Source organism: Betaproteobacteria bacterium, assembly GCA_009693245.1.
Classification (GTDB): Bacteria; Pseudomonadota; Gammaproteobacteria; order Burkholderiales; family SHXO01; genus SHXO01.
The window spans coordinates 14693-30151 of sequence record SHXO01000034.1; the positions used below are offsets into that span (position 1 = coordinate 14693).

The 15459-nt window shown below is 60.7% G+C and carries 15 protein-coding genes and 1 tRNA gene; 14 read left to right on the forward strand and 2 right to left on the reverse strand.

Annotated features, from left to right (window positions below; all coding sequences use genetic code 11):
• The first annotated feature begins 6 nt into the window (after window positions 1-6).
• The 11 genes from EXR36_07455 to EXR36_07505 all read left to right on the forward strand — a co-directional run bounded on the left by EXR36_07455 (window position 7) and on the right by EXR36_07505 (window position 10843).
• Window positions 7-1269, forward strand: coding sequence for a histidine--tRNA ligase (locus EXR36_07455; protein MSQ59469.1), 1263 nt, complete (start codon window positions 7-9; stop codon window positions 1267-1269).
• Window positions 1270-1278: 9 nt separating this feature from the next.
• Window positions 1279-1917 carry a tetratricopeptide repeat protein gene (locus EXR36_07460; protein MSQ59470.1) on the forward strand — a complete coding sequence of 213 codons (639 nt, stop codon included), beginning with the start codon at window positions 1279-1281 and terminating at the stop codon, window positions 1915-1917.
• Between the two features lie 8 nt (window positions 1918-1925).
• Complete coding sequence (gene bamB, locus EXR36_07465) at window positions 1926-3047, forward strand: outer membrane protein assembly factor BamB (GenBank protein MSQ59471.1); 1122 nt, start codon at window positions 1926-1928, stop codon at window positions 3045-3047.
• Window positions 3044-4375: a ribosome biogenesis GTPase Der gene (gene der / locus EXR36_07470; GenBank protein MSQ59472.1), complete on the forward strand. Its 1332-nt coding sequence runs from the start codon at window positions 3044-3046 to the stop codon at window positions 4373-4375. Before bamB ends, der begins: the two co-directional genes overlap by 4 nt.
• Before the next feature lie 179 nt (window positions 4376-4554).
• Window positions 4555-4791, forward strand: coding sequence for an RNA chaperone Hfq (locus tag EXR36_07475; GenBank protein MSQ59473.1), 237 nt, complete (start codon window positions 4555-4557; stop codon window positions 4789-4791).
• A 53-nt stretch (window positions 4792-4844) separates the two neighbouring features.
• Window positions 4845-5975, forward strand: a complete 1131-nt coding sequence (gene hflX / locus EXR36_07480; GenBank protein ID MSQ59474.1) for a GTPase HflX — start codon at window positions 4845-4847, stop codon at window positions 5973-5975.
• A 115-nt stretch (window positions 5976-6090) separates the two neighbouring features.
• Window positions 6091-7278 carry an FtsH protease activity modulator HflK gene (gene hflK, locus EXR36_07485; GenBank protein MSQ59475.1) on the forward strand — a complete coding sequence of 396 codons (1188 nt, stop codon included), beginning with the start codon at window positions 6091-6093 and terminating at the stop codon, window positions 7276-7278.
• Window positions 7275-8156, forward strand: a complete 882-nt coding sequence (gene hflC / locus EXR36_07490) for a protease modulator HflC (GenBank protein MSQ59476.1) — start codon at window positions 7275-7277, stop codon at window positions 8154-8156. Before hflK ends, hflC begins: the two co-directional genes overlap by 4 nt.
• A 15-nt stretch (window positions 8157-8171) precedes the next feature.
• Window positions 8172-8363 carry a DUF2065 domain-containing protein gene (locus EXR36_07495; GenBank protein ID MSQ59477.1) on the forward strand — a complete coding sequence of 64 codons (192 nt, stop codon included), beginning with the start codon at window positions 8172-8174 and terminating at the stop codon, window positions 8361-8363.
• A gap of 3 nt (window positions 8364-8366) precedes the next feature.
• Window positions 8367-9524 carry an ATP phosphoribosyltransferase regulatory subunit gene (locus tag EXR36_07500; GenBank protein MSQ59478.1) on the forward strand — a complete coding sequence of 386 codons (1158 nt, stop codon included), beginning with the start codon at window positions 8367-8369 and terminating at the stop codon, window positions 9522-9524.
• A 26-nt stretch (window positions 9525-9550) separates the two neighbouring features.
• Window positions 9551-10843, forward strand: coding sequence for an adenylosuccinate synthase (locus EXR36_07505; GenBank protein MSQ59479.1), 1293 nt, complete (start codon window positions 9551-9553; stop codon window positions 10841-10843).
• A 44-nt stretch (window positions 10844-10887) separates the two neighbouring features.
• Here EXR36_07505 and EXR36_07510 read toward each other — a convergent pair.
• A tRNA-Leu gene (locus EXR36_07510) sits at window positions 10888-10974 on the reverse strand.
• A 75-nt stretch (window positions 10975-11049) separates the two neighbouring features.
• Between EXR36_07510 and rnr the strand changes: the two genes are divergently transcribed.
• The 3 genes from rnr (at window position 11050) to EXR36_07525 (ending at window position 15262) form a co-directional block, all read left to right on the forward strand.
• Entirely contained in the window at window positions 11050-13224 is a 2175-nt protein-coding gene (gene rnr, locus EXR36_07515) for a ribonuclease R (GenBank protein MSQ59480.1), read from the forward strand.
• Complete coding sequence (gene rlmB, locus EXR36_07520) at window positions 13221-13988, forward strand: 23S rRNA (guanosine(2251)-2'-O)-methyltransferase RlmB (protein ID MSQ59481.1); 768 nt, start codon at window positions 13221-13223, stop codon at window positions 13986-13988. The genes rnr and rlmB overlap by 4 nt, the downstream gene beginning before the upstream one ends.
• A gap of 68 nt (window positions 13989-14056) precedes the next feature.
• Entirely contained in the window at window positions 14057-15262 is a 1206-nt protein-coding gene (locus EXR36_07525) for a hypothetical protein (GenBank protein MSQ59482.1), read from the forward strand.
• Window positions 15263-15284: 22 nt separating this feature from the next.
• On the opposite strand, the gene EXR36_07530 is transcribed toward EXR36_07525, so the two are convergent.
• Window positions 15285-15459: IS3 family transposase (locus EXR36_07530; GenBank protein ID MSQ59483.1), on the reverse strand; the 175-nt coding region annotated here is incomplete at its 5' end.

Genomic DNA, 15459 nt, shown 5'->3' on the forward strand with positions numbered 1-15459 from the left:
AGGACCATGACTCAGACCATCCAGGCCATTCGGGGCATGAGCGATGTGCTCCCCGGAGAGGCACACCTTTGGGAGTTTTTCGGCGACACCGTGCGCGATTGGCTGCGAGGATATGGTTACCGCCAAATCCGCATGCCCATCCTGGAGAAAACAGAGCTCTTCGTGCGCTCCATCGGCGAGGTGACCGACATCGTCGAGAAGGAGATGTATAGCTTTACCGACCAACTGAACGGTGAAGGCCTGACTCTGCGCCCGGAGGGAACCGCCTCTTGCATGCGGGCCGTCGTGCAGCACAACCTCCTGCACACCGGGCCGCAGCGCCTGTATTACACCGGCCCCATGTTTCGCCACGAGCGCCCGCAGAAGGGACGCTACCGCCAATTTCACCAGGTAGGCGTGGAAGCCGTGGGACTCACGGGCCCAGACGTGGACGCCGAACACATGGTGATGGCGGCGCGCTTATGGGCACGCCTCGGTATCGAAGGATTGCGGTTGCAGATCAACACTCTGGGGAGTGCCCAAGCACGCGCCCGCTACCGCGCCCGTTTGACGCAATACCTGCAAACCCATGAAAGCGCGCTGGACGAGGATTCGCGCCGCCGCCTGCACCGCAATCCGCTGCGCGTGCTGGACAGCAAGAACCCGGCGATGGAACCCATCATCCGCGAGGCGCCGCGCCTCCTCGACGATCTGGACGAGCCCTCGCTGCAAGCTTTCGAGCAACTGCAAGGACTGCTGCGGGCAGCGGGGGTAGCCCACGATATCGATCCGCGTCTGGTGCGCGGCTTGGATTACTACAATGACGCAGTCTACGAATGGGTGACGGACCGGCTGGGTGCGCAATCCGCTGTGTGTGCCGGCGGGCGCTACGATGGCTTGGTCACGCAGATTGGCGGCAAGGAAACCCCCGCTTGCGGGTTCGCCATGGGGGTCGAGCGTTTGTTGGCTTTGCTGGAGGAGTTTGGCAAGCCACCCGCGCCATGGGCACCTTCGGTCTACTTGGTGCACGCCGGCAGCGGGGCCGAGGAACGCGCTTGGACCCTGGCCGAGAAACTACGCGACAATGGCATCTCGGTTGTGCTTCACTGCGGCGGCGGCAGTTTCAAGTCGCAAATGAAGCGCGCGGATGGGAGCGGCGCACGCTACGCCTTCATCCTGGGGGAAGACGAAGTGGCGCAAGAACGGGTAAGCGTGAAAACCCTTCGGGAAGCACGCGAGCAACTATCGCTACGGGTGGAGGAGGCCATTGCCCTTCTTGCCCAAGAATAAGGAGCCTACATGGCGGTATACGATCTGGAAGAGCAAGAAACGCTGGATTCGCTGAAGTCTTGGTGGAAGCGCCAAGGCCATTACGTGGCGGGAGGGCTGATGGTGGTGGCGCTGGCCGCGGCGGGTACGCAAGGGTATCGCTATTGGCGTAACACCCAGACGGTTAAGGCGGGCGAAGTCTATGCCCAGCTCGAACAGGCGGTGCGCGACAACGATGCCAAGAAAGTACGCGAAGTCGCCGGTCATATTTCGGAGAGCTATGCATCGACTGGCTACGCCGCCATGGCGGCGCTTGCAGCCGCGAAAGCGAGCTTCGAGGCGGGCGACCTCAAGAGTGCCGCCGCTCAGTTGAAGTGGGTCGTGGACAACTCGAAGGACGAGGAACTACGTGCCGTCGCGCGCCTGCGCTGGGCAGGTATTCTGCTCGACGAAAAGAATTACGACGCGGCGCTGGCGCAATTGAACGAAAAACATCCGGAAAGTTTCGGCGCGCTATTTGCCGATGCGCGTGGCGATGTCCTGGTGGCCCAGGGCAAGCCCGGCGATGCGCGCACCGCCTATAAGCTTGCGTTGGAAAAGTCGCCTCCGGATAACGCCTATCGTCCCGTGATACAGGTGAAGCTCGACGACTTGGGAGGCCACCCTTGAGATTGGCCGTGAGCCTCGCCCGCGGGGTCATGTTCTTAAGTGTATGCCTGCTGGTGGCTTGCAGTTCCGATCCACCCATTAAGCCGGCGGCACTGAAGGATTTTCCGCAGACTGTGCGCGCCAAGAAACTCTGGACCAATGACGTCAGGGCAGGAAAGACTTACAACTTGAGCCCCGCCAGCGCCGAAGGCGACATATTTGCCGCCGATAGCAAGGGCCGCATCATGAGGATGGATGGCGCCAACGGAAAAACCAAGTGGAAGATGGATACCAAGGAGCCCATTTCCGCAGGTGTGGGCATTGGAGGCGGACTGGTGCTAGTGGGGACCGCGAAGGGAAAGATTTTGGCCTTTGGTTTCGACGGGAAAACCAAGTGGAGCGCCATGGTGACGAGCGAGGTCTTGGCGCCGCCGGCTGCCAACGAATCCTGGGTGATCGTGCGCAGTGGCGATGGCAAAATTTTCGGCCTGAGCGCGGCGGACGGGGTGCGCAAGTGGGAATATCAAAGCGTGCTGCCCGCGCTGATCCTGCGCACGGAGGCCAGTGTAAGTCTGGAGCAAGAACATGTGTTCGCGGGGTTGCCAGGCGGGAAGGTCGTGGCGCTGCGCGTGAACGATGGCGTGCAGTTGTGGGAGGCCAGCATTGCCGTGCCCCGAGGGGATAACGAGATCGAGCGCATCGCGGACGTGTCCGGCGAACCCCTGCGCGACCGTTCGCTTGCCTGCGTGGCGAGCTACCAGGGCAGGGTGGGTTGCTTCGATCTCGCCAAGGGGGCGGGTCTATGGTCCCGCGAAGCCTCGTCGGCCCAGCGCCTGGCGGGCGATGACAAGGCGGTCTATCTGGTGGATGATCACAGCCGCGTGTACGCCTACGAACGTGAAAGCGGCGGGGTGCTATGGAAACAGGAAAAACTCTTCGGGCGCCATTTGACGGCGCCTCTTGTCATGGGCGCCCATTTGATAGTCGCCGATTTCGAGGGTTATGTGCACGTGCTCAACACTCAGGATGGCGCGCTGGAGGCGCGTCTTCGAGCGGATGGCGATCCCATAATCGCGGCGCCGGTATCCACCGGGCAATCGGTGGTGGTGCAATCCAGCGACGGCGATCTGACCGCGTTCACCCTTCAGTGAAGCCCACCTTCGTGATCGTGGGCCGCCCTAATGTGGGCAAGTCCACCCTCTTTAACCGCCTGACGCGAACCCGCGACGCCATCGTCGCCGAAGTAGCTGGGCTGACCCGCGACCGCCATTACGGCCGTGGTAACGCCGCGGGCCGGGCCTTCGTGGTGGTGGATACGGGCGGTATCCAGCCCGATAGCACCGAAGGCGTGTTCCAGGAGATGGCGCGCCAGGCGCAACTGGCCATGGATGAGGCGGACGTCTTGCTGTTCGTGGTGGACGCCAGGGCAGGATTGACCCACGGTGACCGCGCCATCGCACTGCAGGTCAGGCGCAGTGGCAGGAAAGTCATTCTCGTGGCCAACAAGGCGGAAGGTTTGGATCCTGCCCAGGCTAGCGCCGAATTTCATGAGCTGGGATTAAGCGACGTCATTCCGGTCTCGGCGGCTCATGGCCAAGGCGTGCGAGAGCTCATGGAATGGGCACTCGAAAGTTTTCCGGCCGAGGCGGCCGAAGCCGGTAGCGACGAGCCCAGGAGTCCGCGTATCGCCATCGCCGGGCGCCCCAACGTGGGCAAATCCACTCTGGTCAATGCCATCCTAGGGGAGGAGCGCGTCATCGCCTTCGACGAACCCGGCACCACCCGCGACAGCATTTACATCGATTTCGAGTGGCGCGGGCGGCCCTATACGCTGATCGATACCGCCGGGGTGCGTCGGCGCGGCAAGGTGTCCGATCTGGTTGAGAAGTTCTCCGTCATCAAGACCCTCCAGTCCATCGAGGACGCCAATGTCGTGGTGTTGGTGCTCGACGCCAGCCGCGAGGTGTCCGACCAGGATGCGAGCCTCGCGGGGTATGTGCTCGAAACGGGGCGGGCCGTGGTCGTGGCCGTCAATAAGTGGGATTTCGCGAGTGCCGAGGACCAAGCGCGCATCAAGCGCGAGTTGGAGCGTAAGCTCGGTTTCCTCGACTTCGCCAAGGTGCATTACATTTCCGCGAAAAATGCCAAGGGGCTGGTCCCCATGATGGCGTCCGTGGCAAAAGCGTATGCCTCGGCGACGCTGAAACTTTCCACTCCGAAGCTCACCAAGACCTTGAATAACGCCGTGCTGCGCCAGGCCCCGCCGCGCGCGGGAATGGTGCGGCCCAAACCGCGCTATGCTCACCAAGGGGGTTCCAATCCGCCCCTCATCGTCCTGCACGGCAATGCCTTGGACCGGTTGCCAGAGACCTATAAGCGCTACCTGCAACGGGTGTTCACCAAGGCCTTCGAATTGGAAGGTACCCCCGTTCGCATCGAATTCAAAACCGGGCACAACCCTTACGCCGAGCGCGACTAAACAATTACACTAGATTATGATGCTCTCATGCGGATATCATTTAGCGTGCGGCACGATATACCGAGGCCAAAATGTGGCGTAGAGTGCGGTGCGCGCAATTTTGAATTGCGCCGGACCACCGTGCCGACTATATTGGCGGTGGGAAAGTGAAAACAACCTAAGACAAGCATGGAGGCACCATGAGCGGCAAGGGGCAATTATTACAAGACCCGTTCTTGAACACGCTGCGAAAAGAGCACGTTCCGGTATCGATCTACCTGGTGAATGGCATCAAGCTACAAGGGCAAATCGAGTCCTTCGACCAGTACGTCGTGCTGCTTAAAAATACGGTGACGCAAATGGTTTATAAACACGCCATCTCCACCGTGGTTCCCGCCCGGCCCGTCAGTCTGAATCTAGAGCAAGCCACTGAGTAATATTTGGGTGGTCCTTGCCCTGCTCCGGGGTACGTTGAGTCTGGCGGAGTCCCATGATTGAGCGGCCGCGCGCGGGCGAGAAGGCCTTGCTCGTGGCCATGGATCTGGGAGATCCGGGATTTTCCTTGAGCCGCGACGAACTCCAGTTGCTCGCCGTGAGCGCGGGGCTCACGGTGCTCGGAACCCTATCGGGGCGCAGGTCGCGAATCGACGCGGCTACCTTCGCGGGCAGCGGCAAGGTGCAAGAAATCGCGGATGCCGCGCGCGAGACGGGCGCGAACGTGGTGATCTTCAACCACGTGTTGTCGCCCGCTCAGGAACGAAACCTCGAGGAGGCCCTCAAATGCCGCGTGGTGGATCGCGTAGCCCTCATATTGGATATCTTCGCCCAGCGTGCCCGCAGCCATGAAGGCAAGCTGCAGGTCGAATTGGCGCAACTCACCCATTTATCCACGCGGTTGGTACGCGGCTGGACCCACTTGGAACGCCAGCAAGGCGGTATCGGACTGCGCGGGCCTGGCGAAACCCAGTTGGAGACTGACCGCCGCCTTATCGGAAAGCGCGTGAAAATTCTCAAGGACCGCATCGCCACCGTGCGCAAGCAGCACGACGTGCAACGCCGGGCGCGCAGCCGCAACAAGGTGTTTAGCGTTTCCGTGGTGGGTTACACCAACGCGGGCAAATCCACTTTATTCAACCGCCTGACCAAATCGAAAGCCTACGCGGCCGACCAGTTGTTCGCCACGGTGGATACCACCAGCCGGCGGCTGGTGTTTCCCAGCCGCCGGCACCTGGTGTTATCCGATACGGTGGGATTCATCCGCGACCTGCCGCATACGCTGGTCGCCGCCTTTCGCGCGACATTGGAAGAAACCGCGCGCGCCGATCTTTTGTTGCACGTGGTGGATGCGGCCAATGCCGGATTCGCGGGCCAGATCGAACAGGTGAACGGCGTCCTCGCCGAAATTGGGGCGGGCGAAATTCCTCAAATCATGGTGCACAACAAGATCGACGCGGCGGGGCTCACGAGCGCATTGGAGCGAGACGAGTATGGTAGCATTTCGCGCGTTCGCGTAAGTGCCCGGACTGGCGAAGGCATCGATATGTTGCGTGCGGCCATTGAAGAACAAGTGCCGCTCCCTCGTATGCGTGAGGCGGAATCCCCGGCGGCGGTGCTGTCGTGACAACGCCAACCATTTCGGCGGCCGCGCCATTCGTGCCTAAATCAATCCGCTTTTATTCCAACCGCTTTTTATTCCCACGTGTCTTTTCCCACGCTTCTTTTTTCAAACACTATTAATGGCTCCTAACGATCCACAGTGGGGCCGTCGCGGTGGCGACGGGCCTCCCGATCTGGACGAGCTCTTCAACCGATTGCGCGAAAAATTCGGCGGGCTGTTCGGAGGCAAGGGCCCCCGTCCGCCTAGCGGCGGGCCGGCCGATTTCAAGCGATTCGGCGGAGGGGTCGGTCTTCTCGCCGCGCTGCTTGTCATTATCTGGCTGGGCAGCGGTTTCTATATCGTGAATCCCAGCCAGCGCGGCGTGGTGCTGCGCTTCGGGAAGTACGTGGAGACCAAGCAGGAAGGCCCGCGCTGGCATCTTCCCTATCCCATCGAGAGCGTCGAGTTGGTGAATCTGTCCCAAGTCCGAACCGTGGAAGTGGGATACCGCAACAGCGACAAGAACAAGTCGCTGAAAGAATCCCTAATGCTCACGGACGACGAGAACATCATCGACATGGAGTTCGCCGTTCAATACACCCTCAAGGATCCCATCGCATTCCTTTTCAACAACCGCGATGCCGACCAGGAAACCGTGCGGCAAATCGCGGAATCCGCCATTCGCGAAGTGGTGGGCAAAAGCAAGATGGATTTCGCGCTCTACGAGGGGCGCGAGCAGATTGCGCTAAACATCAAGACGCTCATGCAATCCATCCTCGACCGGTATGGCACGGGTGTGAGCATCAGCCAGGTCACCATGCAACAGGCGCAACCTCCCGAGCAGGTGCAAGCCGCCTTCGACGATGCCGTGAAGGCCAACCAAGATCGCGAGCGGCAGAAAAACGAGGGCCAGGCCTACGCCAACGACGTGGTGCCCAAGGCGCGCGGCAGTGCCTCGCGCCTGTTGCAAGAAGCGGAAGGACATAAGCAGCGCGTAATCGCCAACGCCGAGGGTGAAGCCTCGCGCTTTCGCGCGGTGGCGGCGGAGTACAAACGCGCGCCCGGCGTGACGCGAGACCGCCTCTATATCGACGCCATGCAACAAGTCATGTCCAGCACCACCAAGATTATCGTCGATCAGAAAGCGGGCAGCCTGCTGTACCTGCCCTTGGATAAGATCATGCAGATGTCCGCATCGGGCAACGGCGCGGTTCTGGGCGACGGCACTCCGGTTCCAGAGGCGGCGGCAAGTACGCCGCCCAATGTGGAATTGCTTCCGCGCTCCAGGGATGCCTTTAGAAACCGTGACCGGGAGTCGCGGCCATGAAACGTAGCTTTGGTCCAGTGGCCGCCGTGGTCATCGTTGTCTTGATCGTCCTGAGCCTGGGTATCTTCTCCGTCGACCAGCGCCAGAACGCCATCGTATTTCGCTTGGGCGAAACCATTAAAGTCATCAAGGAGCCCGGTATTGCCTTCAAGATCCCATTGCTCGATAACGTGCGTTTCTTCGATACCCGCATCCTCACCCTGGATGCGGATGACCCCGAGCGTTTCATCACCTCGGAGAAGAAAAACGTCCTGGTGGATTCCTTCGTCAAGTGGCGCATCGTCGACGTGCTGGAGTATTACAAGAGCGTGGACGGCGATGAGGCCCGTGCCCGTATCCGCCTTTCCCAAACGGTGAACAGCAGCTTGCGGGAAGAGTTTGGCAAGCGCACCATCCACGACGTGGTGTCGGGCGAGCGCGATAAGATCATGGAACTCATGCGCGAGAAGGCTGACGCCGATGCACGCAAGATCGGCGTGCAAGTGCTCGACGTGCGCTTGAAGCGCGTGGATCTCCCGCAGGAAGTCAGCGACGCGGTCTACCGCCGCATGGAAGCCGAACGCAAGCGCGTTGCCAACGAATTGCGCTCCCAAGGTTACGCCGAATCGGAGCGCATTCGGGCGGATGCGGATAAGCAGCGCGAAGTCATCGTGGCCGAAGCCTACCGCGACGCGCAGCGCATCAAGGGCGAGGGCGACGGCAAGGCCGCGGCCATTTACGCCAACGCATTCCAAGACCAACCCGAGTTTTACGCCTTTTACCGTAGCCTCGAAGCGTACAAGCAAAGCTTCAAGAGCAAGAACGACGTCATGGTTTTGGAGCCCAATTCGGAGTTCTTCCGCTTCATGAAAGGCGCGGGTGGCCGGTCTGGCCGGTGATCTTCCCGCCAGGTAATGCGAGATTCCCTGCTTAGCGCCCTGGCATTGTTGCTCGTTCTGGAAGGTGTTCTGCCTTTTTTGGTGCCCGCCATGTGGCGCGATACCTTTCGCAAACTGATCGCATTGTCCGATGGGCAATTGCGGTTTGTAGGATTGACTTCCATGATCGCCGGGCTGCTGATACTGCTGCTCGCGCGCGGCGGGTGAGTCATGCGTCACTGGATATTGCCTGAGCACATCGAGGACTTGCTTCCGCGCGAAGCCGCGAAACTGGAGCTTCTGCGCCGGCGCATCCTGGATTTGTTCTCGGTCCATGGCTACGAGTTGGTGATCCCGCCGCTCCTGGAGCATATCGAATCGCTGCTGACGGGAACGGGCTACGATCTTGACCTGAGAACTTTCAAGCTGGTGGACCAATTGAGCGGCCGCATGCTTGGCGTTCGCGCCGACATCACGCCGCAAGTGGCTCGCATCGATGCACATCTGCTCAACCGCCAGGGTATCTCGCGCTTGTGCTATACCGGGAGCGTATTGCACACGCAACCCTCTGGTTTGGGAAGAACTCGCGAACCCATACAAATCGGCGCCGAAATCTACGGGCACCAAGGCGTGGAAAGCGATATCGAGATTCAGACGCTGATGGTGCACGCGCTGGAGGGCGCGGGAGTTGGCGATCTGCATCTGGACCTTGGCCACGTCGCAATATTTCGCGCCTTGGCGCAGGCTGCTCGTCTGGAGCGGGAACGCGAAATCGAATTGTTCCAAGCCCTTCAATCTAAGGACGTTCCCCAGATCAGGGACCTTTTGGCGAACGTGGAGCAAAAACTCAAGGACGCGTTCTTGCGCTTGCCCGCGCTCTACGGCGATGCCAGCGTTTTGAAGATTGCGCGGCAACAACTCCCGGCCTTGCCGGAGGTCCACGGCGCGCTTGCCCAACTGGAACAGTTGTGCGTGGCGCTGAGCCCCGTGGTTCCCGAAGTACGCGTGGACCTCGCGGAACTGCGTGGCTATCACTATCATAGCGGGGTAGTGTTCGCCGCCTATACGGCGGGCTATCCGAATGCGCTGGCTCTTGGCGGGCGCTACGACCAGGTGGGCGTGGCCTTTGGGCGCGCGCGCGCGGCCACGGGCTTTAGCATGGATCTGCGGGAAATAGCTTCGGTGTCGCCTCTCGCCGCCGAGCGCCGTGCCGTGCTGGCCCCCTATAGGCCCGGTGACGCGGCCCTGGCGGCGTTCATCGAGCAGGCGCGAGGGCGAGGCGAGACCGTAGTGACCGACCTTCCAGGACACGAGCAGCACCGCGATGAACTCGCATGTGACCGCCAGTTCGTCTTACGAAACGGGCAATGGTCCATTGAAAATAAATAACGCACAGTAGGCGCACGGCAGGAACCATGGGAAAGAACGTCGTCGTAATCGGAACGCAGTGGGGAGATGAAGGCAAGGGCAAGGTGGTCGATTGGCTCACCGATCATGCCGACGTCGTGGTGCGCTTTCAAGGTGGCCACAACGCCGGGCATACGCTGGTCATTGGCGGGCAGAAGACCGTACTGCACCTGATTCCATCGGGCATCTTGCGTCCCGGCGTAGCGTGCGTCATCGGTAACGGCGTGGTGCTGTCTCCCGAGGCCTTGATCGAGGAACTTACCACCTTGGAACAGGCGAACGTGGAAGTGAGCGGGCGCGTGACCATCAGCGAGGCTTGCCCCTTGATCTTGCCTTATCACGCCGTGCTCGACCGCGCGCGCGAAGCGGCCAAGGGCGAAGCCAAGATCGGCACCACGGGCCGCGGCATAGGCCCGGCTTACGAGGACAAGGTGGCGCGGCGCGCCATTCGTGTGCAGGATCTATTTCACCGCGAGCGCTTGGCGGCGAAGCTGGGAGAAGTGCTCGATTATCACAACTTCGTGCTGCAACGCTATTTTCACGCCGAGCCCGTGGATTTTCATAAGACCCTGGAAGAAACGCTTGGGTTCGTGGAGCGGCTGCGCCCCATGGTGGGAGATGTATCGAGTCTGTTGCACGAAGCCCAGCGCCAAGGCAAGCGCCTGTTGTTCGAGGGCGCGCAAGGCACGCTGCTGGACGTGGATCACGGCACCTATCCCTACGTGACTTCCAGTAATTGCGTGGCGGGCGCGGCGGCAGCGGGCTGCGGCGTGGGGCCGCAAGCGTTGCACTACGTGCTGGGCATCACGAAGGCTTACACCACGCGCGTGGGTTCCGGGCCGTTCCCGACGGAACTCGACGATGCCATCGGCACGCAAATTCGCGTGCGCGGCAAGGAGTTCGGCGCCACCACCGGGCGGCCGCGGCGTTGCGGGTGGTTCGACGCGGCGGCACTTCGGCGCTCGATTCAAATCAACGGCGTGTCGGGCCTATGCGTGACCAAGCTGGACGTGCTCGACGGCATGGAAGCCTTGCGCATCGGTGTGGGCTACGAAGCCAACGGTAATACCTATCAATTGCCTCCCGTGGGCGCCGAAGCGCTGGAGGAATGCACACCCATTTACGAAGAGATTCCGGGTTGGACGGACAGCACCGTGGGGGTGAAGGAGTACAGCAAGCTCCCCGCGCCCGCGCGGCATTATCTGAAGCGCCTCGAAGAAGTGTGTGGCGTGCCCATCGACTTGATTTCCACCGGGCCGGACCGCGACGAGACCATCGTGATGCGCCATCCGTTTTCCTGATGGAAAACGGATCACGGACCACCTACCACGCACAACTATACTTCTGGTGCCGAGAAGAGGACTCGAACCTCCACAGTGTTGCCACCGCCAGGACCTGAACCTGGTGCGTCTACCAATTTCGCCATCTCGGCATGGGGGCGCAAAATTAAAGCCTCGAAGGGGGTTTGTCAAACCCGATTTCGCCCGGCTACCCATTTATTTCAACTATTCAAGAGACCCATACCATTAACAGCGAACGACTGAAGAAGTCCTCCCTAAGAAAAAAAGATCCCTTTCTCGGCCGCGAGAAAGACCGTTATGAATCGCCGCTGCCCAGCCGCGAGTTCATCCTGCAAATACTGACCGACGAGGGCGTGCCCCTGCAAGCCTCGGAGCTTGAGGAGAAACTCTCCATTACGGGGGCCGAACAAATTCATTTCAGCCGCCGCCTGCAGGCCATGGAGCGCGACGGGCAAATCATGCGCAACCGGCGCGGCGCGCTGTGCGTGGTCGAAAAGCTCGGCTTTATTCACGGCCGGGTGATCGGCCATCGCGATGGCTTCGGTTTCATCGTCCCGGACAATGGCGGCGAGGATCTCTATTTGAGCCCCTGGGAAATGAGCAAGGTGCTCCACGGGGATCAGGTCGTGGCTCGAGAAGTATCCGGCAAGCAAGGCAAACGCGAGGCCTCGATCGTGGAAGTGGGTTTGCGAGCCAACGCCACGGTGGTCGGGCGTTTGCACCACGAACGCGGAATTCACTTCGTGGTACCGGAGGACCGCCGCATCAATCATGATTTACTGATTCCGCCCGAGGGAGTGGGGGAAGCCAAGCCTGGCGAAGTGGTGGTGGTGGAGATCCTCCAGCAGCCCGAAGCGCACGTCAAACCCGTGGGGCGCATCGTGGAGGTGGTGGGTCACGCCACGGATCCTGGTATTGAGATCGAAATCGCTCTACGCAAGCACAATCTGCCCTTCGAGTTTTCCGCCGAGGTGGAGCAACTTACGAAAAAGTACGGCAAGACCATTAGCAAGAAGGAAATCGGCACACGCGAGGATTTGCGTGAGCTGCCCCTGGTGACCATCGATGGCGAGAATGCGCGCGATTTCGATGACGCCGTTTTCTGCGAACCCGCCGGCAAGGGGTTTCGTCTCATCGTCGCCATCGCCGATGTGAGTCACTACGTCAAGGACAAGGACGCGCTGGACGAGGAAGCGCGCGAGCGTGGCACTTCGGTCTACTTCCCGCGCCGCGTAATTCCCATGCTGCCCGAGGTGTTGTCCAACGAGTTGTGTTCCCTCAAGCCCAACGAAGACCGTTTGTGCCTCGCTTGCGAAATGGCCATCAACAAGAAAGGAACGATCGAGAATTACCGCTTCTTTCAAGGTGTGATGCGCTCCCACGCGCGCCTCACCTATACGGAAGTCGCGGCGCGCTTGGAGGATGACGCGGACCGGGCATTGCAACCCCAGCTACGCCATCTGCGTTCCGTGTTCGAGGCGTTGCTCGATGCGAGATTGAAGCGCGGCGCCATCGATCTGGACAGCACTGAAACCGAAATCGAGTTCGACGACAAGGGCCGCATCCAGGCCATCCATCCGCTGGAACGCAATGTGGCCCACCGTCTGATCGAGGAATGCATGCTGGCGGCCAATACCAGCACCGCGGAGTTTCTGGAAAAGGCGGAGCAACCGCTGCTCTACCGAGTGCATGAAGGGCCCACCGAGGAAAAGCTGGAAGATCTGCGCGGAGTTTTGGCGGAGTTCGGCATCGATCTAACCGGCGGCAAGAAGCCCAAGCCGAAGGATTTTGCCCGCGCGCTGGACAAGGTGCGTAGCCGCCCCGAAGGCGGTTTCCTGCAAACGGTTACGCTGCGCTCCCTCAAGCAGGCGCGCTACACTCCGGAGAATCTTGGCCACTTCGGATTGGCCTATGAGCGCTACACGCACTTTACCTCGCCCATCCGGCGCTACCCCGATCTGCTCGTGCATCGCGCCATCAAGGCCGTGATCGCCGGCGAAACTTACCAGGCGGGCGATTGGCGCCAGTTGGGCGTGCAGTGTTCGGAACACGAACGCCGCGCGGCGGAGGCCGAGCGCGAAGTGGTGGGCTGGTTGAAGTGCTTCTATATGCAGGACAAGGTGGGGGAGGTATTTCCGGGCATGGTGAGCGGCGTGTCCAATTTCGGCGTGTTCGTGACCCTGGATGCCTCTCGCGTGGACGGCTTGGTGCATGTGTCGGAACTGGGCCGCGATTATTTTCGCTTCGATGCCGCCCGCCACGTGTTACTGGGCGAGCGCACGGGCAAAAGCTACCGCCTGGGCGACCGCATTCGGGTGAAGCTGGTGCGGGTGGATCTGGATACCTCGCGTCTCGACTTCGTTCTCGGAGACTCTGCGTGAGCGAACCCACGCAATTCATCTACGGCTTTCACGTCGTCACCGCGCGCCTGCGGCACGCCCCCGAGAGCGTCACCGAAATCTACATCCAGCAAGGCCGCCGCGATGCGCGCGGTAACGCGCTCGCGGAACTGGCCCAATCCAAAGGCGTGAAAGTGTTGCCCATGGAGGCGCAGCGCCTGGACGGCATGGCGGGCGGCGCGCGCCATCAAGGCGTGGTGGCGCGTGCCACGGTGAATACGAAACAAGCGGATCTTGACGACATCCTCGATGTAGCGGGAGACGACGCCCTCATCTTGTTGCTGGACAGCGTGACGGACCCGCACAACCTGGGCGCTTGTCTGCGCGTCGCGGATTTCTTTGGCGCGCATGCCGTGGTGGCGCCCAAGGATAGAGCCGTGGGTCTCACCCCCGCAGTGTTGAAGGTGGCCAGCGGCGCGGCCGAGACGGTGCCCTATCTCACCATCACCAACCTCGCGCGCACCATCGGTGAGTTGCAAGAACGCGGCGTAAGGGTGCTCGGCGCGGCGCTGGGGGCGGCTTCCCCACTTTCGGAGGCGGACTTGACCGGCCCCATCGCCTGGGCCGTCGGCGCCGAAGGCGAGGGCTTGCGCCGCCTCACCCGCGAGCGCTGCGATGCTCTGGTGGAAATTCCGCGCCTGGGCACGGTGGAGAGCCTCAACCTCTCGGTGGCCGCCGCCTTGTGTTTGTACGAGACGAGACGGCAGCGGTCCATAACAAAACCTCCGCATCAAAAATCCGCTTGACGCAAGGGGGGGTAAGTAGCCTACTATTTTTATCGGTCATGAAAACGCAGCAATAGCCGGTCACTGGCATGGCCGCCAACTTGGGGGAGATCTTTGACATGCTCGCGCTTAGAACGAGTGTCGTTGTCCTGTTGTGTGCCACCGCGGGTATGGCCGGGGCGAACAACCCGCCTTCGGTGGAGAACCTCTCTCAACATCTCCCGCTCGCCTTCGAGGCGAACAAAGGGCAATTCCCCGCGCAAGCGAAATTCCTGGCACGCACGCCGGGCAAACAACTCTTCCTGGTGCCGCAAGGCATGGTCATGGTGCTCGGGGAATCCAGCGCCGGGAGATCAGTCGTGCGCGTGGACTTCCGGGGCGCAGCCAAAGCGAGCCGTTACGAGGGTGTGGACCCGCTTGAAGCTAAGACCCATTACTTCCGTGGCAGCCAGTCCTATACCGATGTGCCCAACTTCGCACGCGCGCGCGAGCAAGGAATCTATCCGGGCATTGACGTTATTTACTACGCGAACCAGGGGCGCGTGGAGCACGATTTCATCGTCGCGCCAGGCTCCGATTCTCGAAAGATTCGCCTACAGCTAAGCGGGCACCAGGACGCAAAAGTGAACGCCGCCGGCGATCTCGTTCTGGCCACTGGAGCCGGTGAATTGGTAATGCACCAGCCAGTTGCGTACCAAGAGCAAGACAGCCAACGCACTTATGTCCCTGCGCGCTATGTCGTGCGTGCCAATGAAGTGCGCTTCGAACTGGCTGCGTACGACACGCGTCGTACACTCGTCATCGATCCAGTGGTTTCCTTTGCCGCCAACGTAGGAGGGGGGAGCGCTATATTTCCATACGCCATTGCCGTGGATGCTAGCGGAAACACCTACATTACCGGTCAAACGCATTCGACAGATTACCCAGTTATAGGGGCTTATCAAAGCAGAAAGGCCGGAACGGCGGACGCTTTCGTCACCAAGCTCAATGCGAATGGTACAGGACTCGTGTATTCCACCTACCTAGGTGGAAGGTCGGGGTTGACCGAGGGCAGGGGAATTGCGGTGGATTCCACGGGCAATGCTTACATCGCAGGCAGAACCAGCAGTGCCAACTATCCGGTCACCACCGGAGTGTATCAATACACGAAAGATGGGCTGGATGCGGGTTTCTTCACCAAGTTGAGCCCGCAAGGCAATACCCTCGCATATTCCACGTTTATTCGCGGCGGTACGGCTGCGGCAATTGCAGTGAATTCAGAGGTGGCTCCGGTTAATTGGACAGATTTCGGTTGAAGACAATTGAAGCCCTGCATGGTTAAGCTGCCAGAGGCAGCGGTAGGTTGCCGAAGTAGGCTTCATCGGGCGTTCTGCCGTCAAGGCTGCGATGAGGTCTGATCTGGTTGTAGAAACGGAAGTACTTCGTGAGGCCGTCTTTGGCCTCAATCATGGTGCCATAGGCGTGGAGGTAGACGTCTTCGTACTTGACGCTT

Excerpts from the sequence above, each read along its gene's own strand:
- EXR36_07455 (MSQ59469.1), top strand. The coding sequence starts at position 7 with ATGACTCAGACCATCCAGGCCATTCGGGGCATGAGCGATGTGCTCCCC.
- EXR36_07460 (MSQ59470.1), top strand. The coding sequence starts at position 1,279 with ATGGCGGTATACGATCTGGAAGAGCAAGAAACGCTGGATTCGCTGAAG.
- EXR36_07475 (MSQ59473.1), top strand. The coding sequence starts at position 4,555 with ATGAGCGGCAAGGGGCAATTATTACAAGACCCGTTCTTGAACACGCTG.
- hflX (MSQ59474.1), top strand. The coding sequence starts at position 4,845 with ATGATTGAGCGGCCGCGCGCGGGCGAGAAGGCCTTGCTCGTGGCCATG.
- hflK (MSQ59475.1), top strand. The coding sequence starts at position 6,091 with ATGGCTCCTAACGATCCACAGTGGGGCCGTCGCGGTGGCGACGGGCCT.
- hflC (MSQ59476.1), top strand. The coding sequence starts at position 7,275 with ATGAAACGTAGCTTTGGTCCAGTGGCCGCCGTGGTCATCGTTGTCTTG.
- EXR36_07495 (MSQ59477.1), top strand. The coding sequence starts at position 8,172 with ATGCGAGATTCCCTGCTTAGCGCCCTGGCATTGTTGCTCGTTCTGGAA.
- EXR36_07500 (MSQ59478.1), top strand. The coding sequence starts at position 8,367 with ATGCGTCACTGGATATTGCCTGAGCACATCGAGGACTTGCTTCCGCGC.
- EXR36_07505 (MSQ59479.1), top strand. The coding sequence starts at position 9,551 with ATGGGAAAGAACGTCGTCGTAATCGGAACGCAGTGGGGAGATGAAGGC.
- EXR36_07525 (MSQ59482.1), top strand. The coding sequence starts at position 14,057 with ATGGCCGCCAACTTGGGGGAGATCTTTGACATGCTCGCGCTTAGAACG.